The sequence below is a fragment of the Mediterraneibacter catenae genome (genome assembly GCF_008691045.1).
Taxonomy (GTDB): Bacteria; Bacillota; Clostridia; order Lachnospirales; family Lachnospiraceae; genus Mediterraneibacter; species Mediterraneibacter ornithocaccae.
Window position 1 is genome coordinate 1 of record NZ_VMSO01000038.1, and the last position, 12,281, is coordinate 12,281.

The 12,281-nt window shown below is 43.9% G+C and carries 14 protein-coding genes; 11 read left to right on the plus strand and 3 right to left on the minus strand.

The genetic code is table 11. The features are described 5' to 3' along the window. The first annotated feature begins 196 nt into the window (after positions 1 to 196). On the plus strand, positions 197 to 760 hold the full coding sequence (ahpC, locus tag FNY66_RS14800) for an alkyl hydroperoxide reductase subunit C (protein ID WP_087152488.1): 564 nt from the start codon (positions 197 to 199) through the stop codon (positions 758 to 760). A gap of 57 nt (positions 761 to 817) precedes the next feature. On the opposite strand, the gene dhaM is transcribed toward ahpC, so the two are convergent. Genes dhaM through dhaK form a run of 3 tightly spaced genes read right to left on the minus strand, consistent with a single transcriptional unit; the run spans position 818 to position 2,862 of the window. Next, positions 818 to 1,198 (minus strand): dihydroxyacetone kinase phosphoryl donor subunit DhaM, encoded by a 381-nt coding sequence (gene dhaM / locus FNY66_RS14805; protein WP_087152489.1) that lies wholly within the window; start codon positions 1,196 to 1,198, stop codon positions 818 to 820. A gap of 29 nt (positions 1,199 to 1,227) precedes the next feature. Next, a complete protein-coding gene (dhaL, locus tag FNY66_RS14810; RefSeq protein WP_150311636.1) occupies positions 1,228 to 1,854 on the minus strand; it encodes a dihydroxyacetone kinase subunit DhaL in 627 nt (208 codons plus the stop codon). An 18-nt stretch (positions 1,855 to 1,872) separates the two neighbouring features. Next, positions 1,873 to 2,862 (minus strand): dihydroxyacetone kinase subunit DhaK, encoded by a 990-nt coding sequence (gene dhaK, locus FNY66_RS14815; RefSeq protein ID WP_087152491.1) that lies wholly within the window; start codon positions 2,860 to 2,862, stop codon positions 1,873 to 1,875. A gap of 144 nt (positions 2,863 to 3,006) precedes the next feature. Here dhaK and FNY66_RS14820 point away from each other — a divergent pair, with 144 nt between their 5' ends. From FNY66_RS14820 to FNY66_RS14865, 10 genes are all read left to right on the plus strand, one after another. Continuing rightward, on the plus strand, positions 3,007 to 3,681 hold the full coding sequence (locus FNY66_RS14820; RefSeq protein WP_087152492.1) for a thioredoxin family protein: 675 nt from the start codon (positions 3,007 to 3,009) through the stop codon (positions 3,679 to 3,681). A 192-nt stretch (positions 3,682 to 3,873) separates the two neighbouring features. Then, complete coding sequence (locus FNY66_RS14825) at positions 3,874 to 4,443, plus strand: glycerol-3-phosphate responsive antiterminator (RefSeq protein WP_087152493.1); 570 nt, start codon at positions 3,874 to 3,876, stop codon at positions 4,441 to 4,443. Positions 4,444 to 4,523: 80 nt separating this feature from the next. Continuing rightward, positions 4,524 to 6,020 carry a glycerol kinase GlpK gene (gene glpK, locus FNY66_RS14830; RefSeq protein ID WP_087152502.1) on the plus strand — a complete coding sequence of 499 codons (1,497 nt, stop codon included), beginning with the start codon at positions 4,524 to 4,526 and terminating at the stop codon, positions 6,018 to 6,020. A gap of 63 nt (positions 6,021 to 6,083) precedes the next feature. Further along, on the plus strand, positions 6,084 to 6,794 hold the full coding sequence (locus tag FNY66_RS14835; protein ID WP_087152494.1) for an MIP/aquaporin family protein: 711 nt from the start codon (positions 6,084 to 6,086) through the stop codon (positions 6,792 to 6,794). A 126-nt stretch (positions 6,795 to 6,920) separates the two neighbouring features. Further along, on the plus strand, positions 6,921 to 8,357 hold the full coding sequence (locus FNY66_RS14840; protein WP_150311637.1) for an NAD(P)/FAD-dependent oxidoreductase: 1,437 nt from the start codon (positions 6,921 to 6,923) through the stop codon (positions 8,355 to 8,357). Between the two features lie 17 nt (positions 8,358 to 8,374). Then, positions 8,375 to 9,640, plus strand: coding sequence for an NAD(P)/FAD-dependent oxidoreductase (locus FNY66_RS14845; protein WP_087152496.1), 1,266 nt, complete (start codon positions 8,375 to 8,377; stop codon positions 9,638 to 9,640). A 3-nt stretch (positions 9,641 to 9,643) separates the two neighbouring features. Then, positions 9,644 to 10,009, plus strand: coding sequence for a DUF1667 domain-containing protein (locus FNY66_RS14850; protein ID WP_087152497.1), 366 nt, complete (start codon positions 9,644 to 9,646; stop codon positions 10,007 to 10,009). 2 nt (positions 10,010 to 10,011) lie between these two features. Then, positions 10,012 to 10,206, plus strand: coding sequence for a hypothetical protein (locus tag FNY66_RS14855; protein ID WP_087152498.1), 195 nt, complete (start codon positions 10,012 to 10,014; stop codon positions 10,204 to 10,206). Positions 10,207 to 10,383: 177 nt separating this feature from the next. Further along, positions 10,384 to 10,758, plus strand: a complete 375-nt coding sequence (locus FNY66_RS14860) for a BlaI/MecI/CopY family transcriptional regulator (RefSeq protein ID WP_087152499.1) — start codon at positions 10,384 to 10,386, stop codon at positions 10,756 to 10,758. A 403-nt stretch (positions 10,759 to 11,161) separates the two neighbouring features. Next, positions 11,162 to 11,905 (plus strand): M56 family metallopeptidase, encoded by a 744-nt coding sequence (locus FNY66_RS14865; RefSeq protein WP_229409551.1) that lies wholly within the window; start codon positions 11,162 to 11,164, stop codon positions 11,903 to 11,905. Positions 11,906 to 12,281 lie beyond the last annotated feature (376 nt).

Genomic DNA, 12,281 nt, shown 5'->3' on the forward strand with positions numbered 1-12,281 from the left:
GAGATGGATGATGGATTGATTCTTTGTATGTAGTTTTGAAGGTACATGAATATTTCATAATGAGGATTATAAAAGCATTGAGAGAAAGACTTTCAAATGCTTTTTTTGTGTATTTATTGACAGGACTCAGGAAAGCAGATATAATTTTTCTACTTTATAAGAAATGTATTACATATTGACGGAAGGAGGAACAGTTATGTCTCTTATTAACAAAGAAATTCAGGAGTTTACCGTTCAGGCTTACTATATGGATTCTTTTCAGACGGTTTCAAAAGAAGACATATTAGGTAAATGGAGTATTTTCTTCTTTTATCCGGCGGATTTTACATTTGTCTGCCCCACTGAGCTGGAGGATCTTGCCGGTAAGTATGGGGAGTTTCAGGAAGCGGGATGCGAGGTGTATTCAGTGTCTTGTGATACACATTTTGTACACAAGGCATGGCATGATGCATCTGAGCGAATTCGTAAGATCGGATATCCTATGCTTGCCGATCCGACTCATGCTCTTGCCAGAGATTTTGATGTTCTGATTGAAACAGAAGGGGTTGCAGAACGCGGGACGTTTATCGTAAATCCGGAGGGAAAGATAGCCGCTTATGAAATCAGCGACGGGAACGTCGGCCGAAATGCTGATGAATTGCTCAGAAAATTACGTGCCTGCCAGTTTGTTTATGAACATGATGATGAAGTCTGCCCGGCAAAATGGCAGCCCGGGGAAGAGACGCTGAAACCGAGCCTTGACCTGGTCGGAATGCTTTAAAAAAGGACAGAGAAAGAAACGTAACCGGCAGGAGTGGCTGTACTCCTGCCGGTTCTGTTAAAATTTCTGAACGTTTTTTGCTGACAGAGCTTCCTGATAAGTCTCTTCAAGCGTCATACCGCCGCTTGAAGCCGCCGCCGCTGCAATTGCCCCTTCTACAACAGGGCAGTCGGCCATCCTGATATTTTCATAATTCAGATCTTCAAGAACCATTTCTGTTGTCATAACTGCGCTTCCCATATCCATCAGGATAAGAGTGCCGTCTTCATTGTGTACAGATTCAACCGCATTCATAATTCGCTCATAACTCGTACCGAAAGAGCCGTCTTCCAGACCGCCTGCAGCTGCAATCGGACAGTCGGCGGAAACAAGTCTGGCAAGTTCGATGACGCCTTCTGCAAGATGTGCACTGTGAGATACCACTACAATTCCAACCATGTTATCATACCTCCCTGTGTCTGATGGGTTTATGCAGTTATATAATCGTATACTGCTTCAAGCATATTTGTGAATGATGTCGCACCGGGATCCTGATGACCGATGCTTCTTTCTCCAAGATAACTGGCTCTGCCTTTTGTTGCAATAATAGTTTTTGTGTATTCGACTCCCTGGCGAGCAGCTTCCGTACCGCATTTCAACACATCAGCTGATGTCAGTCCTTGCTCTATTGCCTTATTCATTGCTTCAAGTGCAGGAATCATAGCATCCAGCATGGTTTTTTCGCCCTGAACAGATTTCCCGCGCATTTTAACGCCCTCTACGGCTGCATTCAGACAAGCAAGAAAATCGCTAAGTGATATCTGCGTTTTTTTACTCATGGTCATGCCTGCTTTCATAAATGCCGTGCCGTAAAGCGGACCGGATGCGCCGCCGACAGTAGAAACCAGAGTCATTCCCGCAGTTCGCAGAATTTCTCCGATGTCTTCTGTTTCCAATGTATCTATTTTTGCATCTACCGCCTTGAATCCGCGAGCCATATTGATTCCGTGGTCGCCGTCTCCGATGACGTTATCCAGTTCGGTCAGAAACTCTTTTTCTTTATCAATTTTGCTGCTGAGTGCATGGAGGATTTCCGTTATTTTTTTTGCATCCATAGTAAACCTGATCCTTTCTTATGCCTTAAATGCAGGTGTGTCAGCCGGAGCGTCAAGCAGCTCTTTCAGCCGGTCGTTCAGTCTGAGGATTGAGATGGAGAAGCCTTCCATTTCCAGTGAGGTCATGTATTCTCCGACAAAAGTTTTGTATACTTTGATTCCTTTTTCCGCAAGAACATCAGCTACACGGTTGTTGATGATAAATAATTCCATCAGAGGAGTTGCTCCTGCACCGTTGATCATGACTGCTGTTTCTGCGCCGCTGTAATCAAGATCAGCAAGTATCTTGTCAAGCAGCATGTCTGTAATTTCGTCTGCGGTTTTCAGCGTTTCCCTGTGTGTGCCGGGTTCACCGTGGATACCGATTCCAACTTCCATTTCATCGTCTTTCAATTCAAATCCGGGAACGCCTGCAGCGGGAACTGTACATGGCCGGATAGCCATACCCATTGATCTTACATTTGCTATAACATCTTCTGCCACTTCCTTTACTTCTTCCAGGTCAGCGCCGGTTTCAGCCAGAGCACCTGCGATTTTATGTACGAAAACAGTACCTGCAACGCCCCGGCGCCCAACGGTATAGAGACTGTTGTCTACAGCTACATCATCGTTCACGATCACCTGCTCAACCTTGATTCCTTCCATTTCTGCCATTTCCCGAGCCATTTCAAAATTCATGACATCACCGGTATAGTTTTTAATCACCATCAGAACGCCCTTATCTGTTGCGATTTCTTTAATGCCTTCGTAAATCTGATCCGGGGTGGGAGAGGTGAAAACAGCTCCGGCTACTGCGGCGTCAAGCATTCCGGTGCCGACATATCCGCCGTGAGCGGGTTCATGTCCGCTGCCTCCTCCGCTGATAAGAGCAACTTTACCGGACTTCTTTTCGGTCCGAACTACGACATTGCCACAGTTGAGTTTGGTTAGATAGTGCGGATAAGCTTTGACCATACCGGAAATCATCTGGTTTTCTACCTGATCCACTGCATTAATCAGTTTTTTCATGGTTACAGACCTCCTTTGTTAAAAAATAAACTGTATTTTTCATCATAGTACAATAAATTTTCCGGAAAGGCAATTACGGTTTTTTTAATTTGCGTTTTGAAATGGTAAAATATATAATAAACAAAAAAACAAGGAGGAAAGATTATGATCCGAAATATTGCGGCAGAGAGCAGTCTGATTGATGAAAACCTGAAAAACAGTCTCAAAGAAATTCTCGGAAGCCTGAAAGAAGACGTTACTGTAAAGGCAGTGATAGACGTGACGGACGAAAAAGGAAAAGAGCTTGCCGGCTTTCTTGCTGTTACTGCATCGCTGAACAGTCATATCTCGCTGGAATTGTATGAAAAAGATGAGGATGGTGCAAAGGAACTGGACAGAGGTTTCCTTCCGGTATGTGGTCTGTACAAAGACGGGAAATATTCCGGCATTGCATTTCACGGAGTCCCCGGCGGACAGGAAATCAATTCTTTTGTAATGGCATTCTATAATCTGGCGGGGCCCGGACAAAAGATCAGCCGGTGGACAAAAAGAAAGATTGAAAAACTGGATGGACATTGCTGGATCAGAATCTGTGTTTCACTTTCCTGCCACCATTGTCCGAAAGTAGTCGCGGTGTGTCAGCAGATGGCGGTTCTTAACGAAGGGATTAAAGCTGAAATGTTTGATGCGAATCTGTTTCCGGAACTGGTTGAGAAATACAAAATCGAACGTGTTCCCATGACGATACTGAATGAAAAAACGGTTGTAACAGGTGTTAAGACTCTGGAGGAAATGACAGAAATTGTTGCAAAAGAGATGAAAAGTGATAAGAATGTTTAGCAAAAAAGAAATGAATGTAAAAAATGGTCAAAAAAAATAAAAATACTTGAAAATAATTGTGCAATATGATATACTCAGTACAGTTAAAGAGAGGCGCCATGACAGGAGAGCAAATGAAACTGCAACAGAAATGTTGTTTATCGTTTTGCTCTTTTTTTCTGCACTATTCTGAGGAAAAGGACTGAATTGAAAATGAAACAGAAGTTTTATGACATGATCGAGAGCAATCCGGTGATAGCAGCAGTAAAGGACATGGACGGACTGGAAAAGTGCTGCCAGCTGGAGGATATAAAAGTAATCTTTATTTTATTCGGAGATATATGCAATATTTCTGAAATAGTAAGAAAGATAAAAGAAAAAGAAAAGATGGCAGTCGTACATGTGGATCTGATCAATGGCTTGAGCCCTAAAGAAATTGCCGTTGATTTTATTAAAAACAATACAGCGGCAGACGGAATTATTACAACAAAACCCGGTCTGATCAAGAGGGCAAAGGAATTGGGGCTGTTTACAGTTCTGAGATTTTTCCTGATTGATTCCATGGCACTGGAAAACATCAGAAATCAGCAGTACGGACTCAGACCTGATGTCACGGAGGTTCTGCCCGGCCTTATGCCGGACGTGATCAAAGAAGTCTGCCGGATTTCGAAAACTCCGGTGATCGCAGGAGGGCTGATCACAGAAAAGAAGTCTGTATTGGCTGCATTAGCCGCCGGTGCGGTTTCGGTTTCTTCCACGAATCAAAAAGTCTGGATGATGTAGGAATTATGCGAACTGCGGAAGGCAGGACGCTGATTTATAAAAACGGCAGATATGCCGGAAAAAGAAAAGGAGGAACAGATATGGCAAAGTACGTAATGGCACTGGACGCGGGGACGACCAGTAACAGGTGTATCCTGTTTAACGAGAAAGGAGAAATGTGCAGTGTGTCCCAGAGAGAATTCACCCAGTATTTCCCGAAACCGGGCTGGGTGGAGCACGATGCTGACGAGATCTGGGCATGTCAGCTGGGAGTTGCGGTAGAAGCAATGAACAAAATCGGAGCCGAGGCAGAAGACATTGCCGCGATCGGTATTACCAATCAGAGAGAAACCGCGATCGTGTGGGATAAAAACACGGGCGAACCGGTGTACCACGCAATCGTATGGCAGTGCCGGAGAACATCTGAGTATTGTGATTCTCTCAAAGAAAAGGGACTGACAGAGAAATTCAGAGAGAAAACCGGCCTTGTGATTGACGCATACTTCTCCGGAACAAAAATCAAATGGATTCTCGATAATGTGCCGGGTGCAAGAGAAAAAGCTGAGAACGGAGATCTGCTGTTCGGTACAGTAGAAACATGGCTGATCTGGAAACTGACGAAAGGAGCGGTTCATGTAACAGATTATTCCAATGCTTCCAGAACCATGCTCTTTAACATTAATACGCTGGAATGGGATGAGGAAATTCTTGCAGAACTTGATATCCCGAAGAGTATGCTTCCGGAGCCGAAACCTTCAAGCTGTATTTACGGAGAAGCAGATCCGTCCTTCCTCGGCGGACCGATCCTGATCGGAGGAGCGGCAGGCGATCAGCAGTCAGCTCTGTTCGGGCAGACATGCTTTACAGCAGGCGAGGCAAAAAATACATATGGAACAGGATGTTTCCTGCTGATGAATACAGGCGAAAAACCGGTATTTTCCAAAAACGGTCTTGTAACGACAATTGCCTGGGGACTGGACGGAAAAGTTAACTATGCGCTTGAGGGTTCGATTTTTGTTGCAGGCGCAGCAATCCAGTGGCTCAGAGATGAAATGAGAATTATTGATTCCGCACCGGATTCCGAATATATGGCAAAGAAAGTAAAAGATACGAACGGCTGTTATGTTGTTCCGGCGTTTACAGGTCTGGGTGCACCTTACTGGGATCAGTATGCAAGAGGTACAATCGTAGGAATCACCCGTGGCGTAAATAAATACCACATTATCAGAGCGACGCTGGAATCCCTTGCATATCAGGTGAATGACGTCCTGGAAGCAATGAAGGCAGATTCCGGAATTGATCTTTCCGCTCTGAAAGTTGACGGCGGTGCAAGTGCAAATGACTTTTTGATGCAGACGCAGGCAGATATTATTAATGCGCCGGTAAATCGTCCGCAGTGTGTAGAAACAACAGCAATGGGTGCTGCATATCTTGCAGGACTTGCAGTAGGATACTGGTCAAGCAAGGAAGAGGTTATTAAAAACTGGGCAATCGATAAGACATTTAAACCGGCTATTTCGGATGAAAACAGAGAAGAAAGAATCCGCGGCTGGAAGAAAGCTGTAAAATACGCATATGGCTGGGCAAAAGAAGACTAAATATTGAGAGAAAGCAGATTCAGTGAAATGTACGAATAGAAAAAGAAAAGGGGGCAGTGAAGTATGTTGCCATATATAGCAGAATTTTTAGGTACTATGATGCTTATCCTTCTGGGAGATGGAGTTGTAGCCAATGTTACGCTGAATAAGTCAGGAATGAAAGGAGCAGGATCGATACAGATTACATTTGCATGGGGACTTGCAGTTATGGTTCCGGCTTTCATTTTCGGGGCTGCTTCCGGTGCATCCTTTAATCCGGCGCTGACACTTGCGCTGGCCATTGACGGAAGTTTTGACTGGGCACTTGTTCCGGGATATATTATTGCACAATTTGCAGGTGCTTTTGTAGGCGCTGTTCTTGTTTATATTCTGTTCAAGGGACAGTTTGACGCTACAGATAATCCGGCAACAAAGCTGGGTGTATTTTCTACAAGCCCGTCTGTTCCGAATATGCCTCTGAATATTTTAAGTGAAGCAGTCGGAACTTTTGTTCTTGTTTTTGCAATCAAAGGAATTGCAAATGTACCGGGAATAGCCGGAGGTCTGGATAAATTCCTTGTATTTGGAATTATTGTATCCGTAGGTATGTCGCTGGGAGGTCTTACAGGATATGCAATCAACCCTGCCCGTGATATCGGCCCGCGTCTTGCACATGCGGTGCTTCCGATTTCAGGGAAAGGAAGCTCCAACTGGGGATATGCCATTGTCACACTGGTAGGACCTATTATAGGAGCTGTTGTAGCAGTATTACTTTATGGCGTAATTCCTTGGTAGTCTATGCCGGACAATTAAAGATCAGAGTTGCGTGAGAACAGAGCCCGGCAATGAAATTTCCATCGGATAGGTGTGAGTATTGCCGGGCTCTTTCATTAGAAAACAAATGAAGGGAGAATAGTTGTCATGTATGATGTGATTATAGTAGGCGGAGGAGTAGCCGGCGCGGCATCTGCGAGAGAACTGTCACGTTATAAAGTAAAGGCATGTGTACTGGAAAAAGAAGAGGACGTCTGCTGCGGAACATCGAAAGCAAACAGCGCGATCGTGCATGCAGGGTATGACGCGGCGACAGGTTCTCTTATGGCGAAACTGAATGTCCGCGGCAATGCGATGATGGAACAGCTTTCAAAAGATCTTGATTTCCCATTTAAAAGAACAGGTTCATTTGTAATCTGTCTAAGTGAGGAAGATATGCCGGGGCTCCAGACACTGTATGACAGAGGAGTGGCAAACGGTGTAAAAGATCTGCAGATCCTTAACCGAGAAGAAGTCTTAAAAATGGAACCCAATATTGTTGATAATGTTTATGCGGCGCTGTATGCTCCGACTGCAGGTATTGTATGTCCGTTCCATCTGAATATTGCTCTGGCAGAAAATGCTTTTGAAAACGGAGTTGAATTTAAATTTAATACGGAAGTCCAGAATATCAGACAGACAGAGAACGGCTGGAGGATTGAGACGAATCAGGGGGCTTATGAAACGAAATATGTTGTCAATGCAGCCGGGGTTTATGCAGATAAACTGCACAATATGGTCAGCGAGAAGAAGATTCATATTACTCCGAGACGAGGCGATTACTGCCTGCTGGATAAAACTGCCGGGAATCATGTGAGCAGAACAATTTTTGCCCTGCCGACAAAATACGGGAAAGGCGTGCTTGTCACACCGACCATTCACGGCAACCTTCTGATCGGCCCGACTGCTATCGATGTGGATGACAGAGAAGGAACAAACACGACGGCAGAAGGCCTGGAGCAGGTGATCGGAAAAGCAGGGCAGAATGTAAAGAATCTCCCCTTACGGCAGGTAATTACTTCTTTTGCGGGACTTCGTGCCCACGAAGACGGTCATGAATTCTTGATCGGAGAGCTGGAGGATGCCAAAGGCTTTATTGACTGCGCGGGAATTGAATCTCCGGGACTTACAAGCTGTCCCGCAATCGGTGAAATGGTTGCCGGAATACTGAAAGATAAGATGGGACTTGAATTAAAAGAGGATTTCAAAGCGACAAGAAAAGGAATTCTGGATCCGGATACACTTACAAAAGAAGAGCGGGCAGAACTGATCCGGAGAGAGCCGGCATACGGAAATATCATCTGCCGCTGTGAAATGATTACAGAAGGCGAAATTATAGATGCGATCCGCCGTCCGCTGGGAGCGAAATCTCTGGATGGAGTGAAGCGCAGAACAAGAGCCGGGATGGGCAGATGCCAGTCCGGATTCTGTTCTCCACGGACAATGGAAATTCTGGCCAGAGAACTTGGCGTAAGCGTAGCGGATATTACAAAAACCGGCGGGGATTCCAAACTGGTAGTCGGGATCAATAAGGATACATTATAGAAAGGAAGGCTTCGGACATGAAAAGTTATGATATTGTCATTATCGGGGGTGGTCCGGCAGGTCTTGCTGCTGCCGTATCGGCAAAAAGAAATGGAATCGACAGTATACTGATACTTGAGAGAGATAAAGAATTGGGTGGAATTCTGAATCAGTGTATTCATAATGGTTTCGGGCTCCATACATTTAAAGAAGAGCTTACAGGTCCCGAGTATGCTCAGCGCTTTATTGATCAGGCGAAAGAACTGGAGATAGAGTATAAACTGAATACAATGGTTATGGATATCAGTCCCCGAAAAATAGTAACCGCAATGAACCGGCAGGAAGGGTTATTTGAGATTGAAGCAAAAGCAGTGATTCTTGCAATGGGATGCAGAGAAAGATCCCGCGGAGCTCTGAATATTCCGGGATACCGCCCGGCAGGAATTTTTTCCGCAGGAACTGCTCAGCGTCTGGTGAATATGGAAGGCCTTATGCCCGGGCGTGAAGTTGTGATTCTGGGATCAGGAGATATTGGCCTGATCATGGCGAGACGAATGACTTTTGAGGGAGCAAAAGTGAAAGTAGTAGCTGAACTGATGCCTTATTCCGGGGGATTGAAAAGAAACATTGTCCAGTGTCTCGATGATTATGGTATTCCGCTGAAACTCAGTCATACAGTGGTAGATATAAAGGGGAAGGAACGTGTGGAAGGAGTGACTCTTGCCGAGGTGGACAGCAAAGGGAAACCGATTCCGGGAACAGAAGAGTTCTATACCTGCGACACTCTGCTTCTTTCAGTGGGTCTGATTCCGGAAAACGAGATTTCCAACGGTATGGGAGTAGAAATGAATCCGGTAACGTCGGGACCGAAAGTAAACGAAAGCCTGGAGACAAGCATAGAAGGCGTTTTTGCCTGCGGAAACGTGCTGCATGTTCATGATCTTGTGGATTTTGTTTCGGAAGAAGCCGCAACAGCGGGCAGAAATGCAGCCGCGTATGTAAAAGGTGAGCGCAGATCGGCACAAGGACATGAGATACGGTTCCTTCCTGTTGACGGAGTACGATATACAGTCCCGGTAACATTAAACACAGCCAGAATGGATGAAAATCTGACGGTGCGGTTCCGTGTGGGAGCGGTATACAAGAATTGTTATGTAGGGGTATATTTTGACAATGAAAGAGTGATACACAGAAAACGACAGATTGTGGCGCCCGGTGAAATGGAAGAAATAAAGTTGACAAAAGAACAGCTTTTGAAATATCCTGATCTGGAAACCATCACAGTAAAAATAGAGGAGGCATAGAAGATGGAAATCAGAAAATTAACCTGTATCAGCTGTCCGATGGGATGTCCTCTTACTGTGGAAATGGAGGGAAACGAGGTAATCAGTGTTACTGGGAACACCTGTAAAAGAGGGGATATCTATGCCAGAAAAGAGGTGACAAATCCAACCCGTATTGTGACATCTACGGTAAAAGTCATTGGCGGAGCAGCCGATATGGTATCGGTAAAAACCAGGGAAGATATTCCGAAAGATAAAATATTCGATTGCGTAAAATCTCTTAAAGGAGTCGAGGTGAAAGCACCGGTTCATATCGGTGATGTGATTCTGCCGAATGCCGGAGGGACCGGAATCGATATTGTTGCTACAAAAAATGTAGAGGAGGTTTAAGTATGAAGAAAAAACTCGGGCTGACTAATATGAACGGTGTTACAGAAGATGAAGATACAACTTGCGGGCTGAATGATATGAATTGCGTAGGTGAAGACGAAGATACGACCTGCGGACTCACAAATATGAACTGTGAAGACGAAGAAAATGAACGGACATGTCAGCTGACAGATATGAACTGTGAAGGAGATGAGTAAAAAGTTCGGAAAAGATGTACTGAAGGATAAAAAACAATAGGATAAGCAGAAGTGAGGTCTGTCCGGTCAGATTATCTGTCCGGACAATTTTATTTTTGAAAAAATATCTGTAATCTCTTGAAAATTCTACATTTGTAGAATATAATTATTCTACAAATGTAGAAAGGTGAATGAAAAGTGAAAGAGATAAAACGTCTTCCTGAAAGTGAGCTCGAGATCATGCAGATAATATGGAAAGAACCGGCTCCGGTTTCCCGGACAGTGATAGAGTATGCCCTGAACAAAACGCATCCTCTGGCTGCTACCACGATATTGACTTTGCTGACGCGACTGTGTGAGAAAGGCTTTCTTTCTCTGAAAAAAGAAGGAAGAACCAATCTGTATGAACCTCTGATAACTGAAAAAGATTATCTTGCATCAGAGAGCAGATCATTTTTAAACAGATTATTTAATGGTTCTATAGCAAATTTTGCAGCTGCATTATGCGACAGCGGGATAAAGAAGGAAGAAGTGGAGGAACTGAAACGGCTGTTAGAGAAAGGGGAGCTGTAAAATGTCAGAAATCGTAATTGTTTATATATTCCGAATATTCTGGGCGTTGATTCTAGGGGCTTTTCTGGCAGGAGGGTTCCGCTCATCGTGGAATGCCGAAATAGGAAAACGAGGCCTCTTTCGACAAGGCAGGGATGATACAGTTGTCTGGATTGATCCGATCTGTTTTCCGGTTTTAATTCTTATATATATGGGGGCCTACCTTTTTATATATGCGGGAACAGGAGAGCTTGAGTTGTGTATGGTCAGTGCTGCAGACTTATTTTTGTTTCTCAGCATTTATTATACGTTTCTTCTTTTGGTTCTGCCGTTATTGAGAAGATATTTTACTGCCAGGACGTGCGCAACGTTCTGGCTGATTCCTGTTTTTTTATATTATCAGCCCCATCTGATTTATTCTTCGATGACACTTCCGCCGGTTGTTTATCTGTATATTCCCGGGAAAATACTTGGTTCACTGTCTGTCATTTGGCTGCTTGGATTTGTACTGATATTAGGAAGTCAGATTTTCTCCCACCTGCGTTTTGTATATAATCTGAAAAGAAATTCCCGGAGAGTGGATGATCCGTTGATATTTGAAACATTTGAAATAGTGCAGAAAAAAATAAACTATACACATCTGGTAGAACTGCGATATTGTTCCATGCTTGATACGCCGCTCAGTGTGGGGATGAGGAAAAAGAGGAGAATTACATACCTGCCTGAAGAAAAATTTACTGAAGAAGAATTAGAGATGATCTTCAGTCATGAACTGCATCATATTCAGAGAAATGATACACATACAAAATTCTTTCTCAGATTCTGCATTGCATTGGGATGGTTTCATCCGCTTGTGTGGATTGCTGTTAAGAAAGGAGAGGAGGATCTGGAACTGTCATGTGATGAAATTGTACTCAAAGATGCTGATGATGTCGGCAGGAAGCGGTATGCGCAGCTTCTGCTTTCAATTGCAGGAGATTCCAGAGGATTTTCTACATGTCTTTCATCTTCTGCCAGGAGTCTGAGATATCGTCTGAAAGCAGCTATGCCTCAGAAGACAAAAAGGTTAGGAACAGGTTTGCTTTTTGTGATTATGTTCTTAAGTACACTTGCTGTCGGAAGAACAGGTCTGTCTGTTGAGAGAGGATATACGGCGGATTTAATTTAATCTGATACCTTTCACATTGCCTCAGCAACGCTTAGTTATTCTGATACAGAAAAGGATTTATCAATATCCGATACAAACAGACTTACAGACTACCTTTTAAAACTGAAGGCAGAAAAAAGTGTTACGATATACAGATACGGAAGAACGGACAGTGATGATAAAACAAGTATCTCGGGGAAACTGGAAAAATTCGGATTTTTCTTTCTGACAGAGGATTATCTGGAAATCTATAATCGTGATAACAGTGTGATGGATAGCATACATTTTCGCCAGCCAATAGACTGGGAATATATAAAAGGACTTGGAAATAGTCAGAATAATATTGGAATAAGCGATAAATAAGTGTTGCGAAGATTATATAAAATGTAAAAATTAT

What these genes read in the sequence shown, in the direction of transcription:
- FNY66_RS14835 (WP_087152494.1), top strand. Translation starts at nt 6,084, where the DNA reads ATGTTGCCATATATAGCAGAATTTTTAGGTACTATGATGCTTATCCTT.
- dhaK (WP_087152491.1), bottom strand. Translation starts at nt 2,862, where the DNA reads ATGAAAAAACTGATTAATGCAGTGGATCAGGTAGAAAACCAGATGATT.
- FNY66_RS14825 (WP_087152493.1), top strand. Translation starts at nt 3,874, where the DNA reads ATGAAACAGAAGTTTTATGACATGATCGAGAGCAATCCGGTGATAGCA.
- glpK (WP_087152502.1), top strand. Translation starts at nt 4,524, where the DNA reads ATGGCAAAGTACGTAATGGCACTGGACGCGGGGACGACCAGTAACAGG.
- dhaL (WP_150311636.1), bottom strand. Translation starts at nt 1,854, where the DNA reads ATGGATGCAAAAAAAATAACGGAAATCCTCCATGCACTCAGCAGCAAA.
- FNY66_RS14820 (WP_087152492.1), top strand. Translation starts at nt 3,007, where the DNA reads ATGATCCGAAATATTGCGGCAGAGAGCAGTCTGATTGATGAAAACCTG.
- dhaM (WP_087152489.1), bottom strand. Translation starts at nt 1,198, where the DNA reads ATGGTTGGAATTGTAGTGGTATCTCACAGTGCACATCTTGCAGAAGGC.
- FNY66_RS14840 (WP_150311637.1), top strand. Translation starts at nt 6,921, where the DNA reads ATGTATGATGTGATTATAGTAGGCGGAGGAGTAGCCGGCGCGGCATCT.
- FNY66_RS14850 (WP_087152497.1), top strand. Translation starts at nt 9,644, where the DNA reads ATGGAAATCAGAAAATTAACCTGTATCAGCTGTCCGATGGGATGTCCT.
- ahpC (WP_087152488.1), top strand. Translation starts at nt 197, where the DNA reads ATGTCTCTTATTAACAAAGAAATTCAGGAGTTTACCGTTCAGGCTTAC.
- FNY66_RS14845 (WP_087152496.1), top strand. Translation starts at nt 8,375, where the DNA reads ATGAAAAGTTATGATATTGTCATTATCGGGGGTGGTCCGGCAGGTCTT.
- FNY66_RS14865 (WP_229409551.1), top strand. Translation starts at nt 11,162, where the DNA reads ATGACACTTCCGCCGGTTGTTTATCTGTATATTCCCGGGAAAATACTT.
- FNY66_RS14855 (WP_087152498.1), top strand. Translation starts at nt 10,012, where the DNA reads ATGAAGAAAAAACTCGGGCTGACTAATATGAACGGTGTTACAGAAGAT.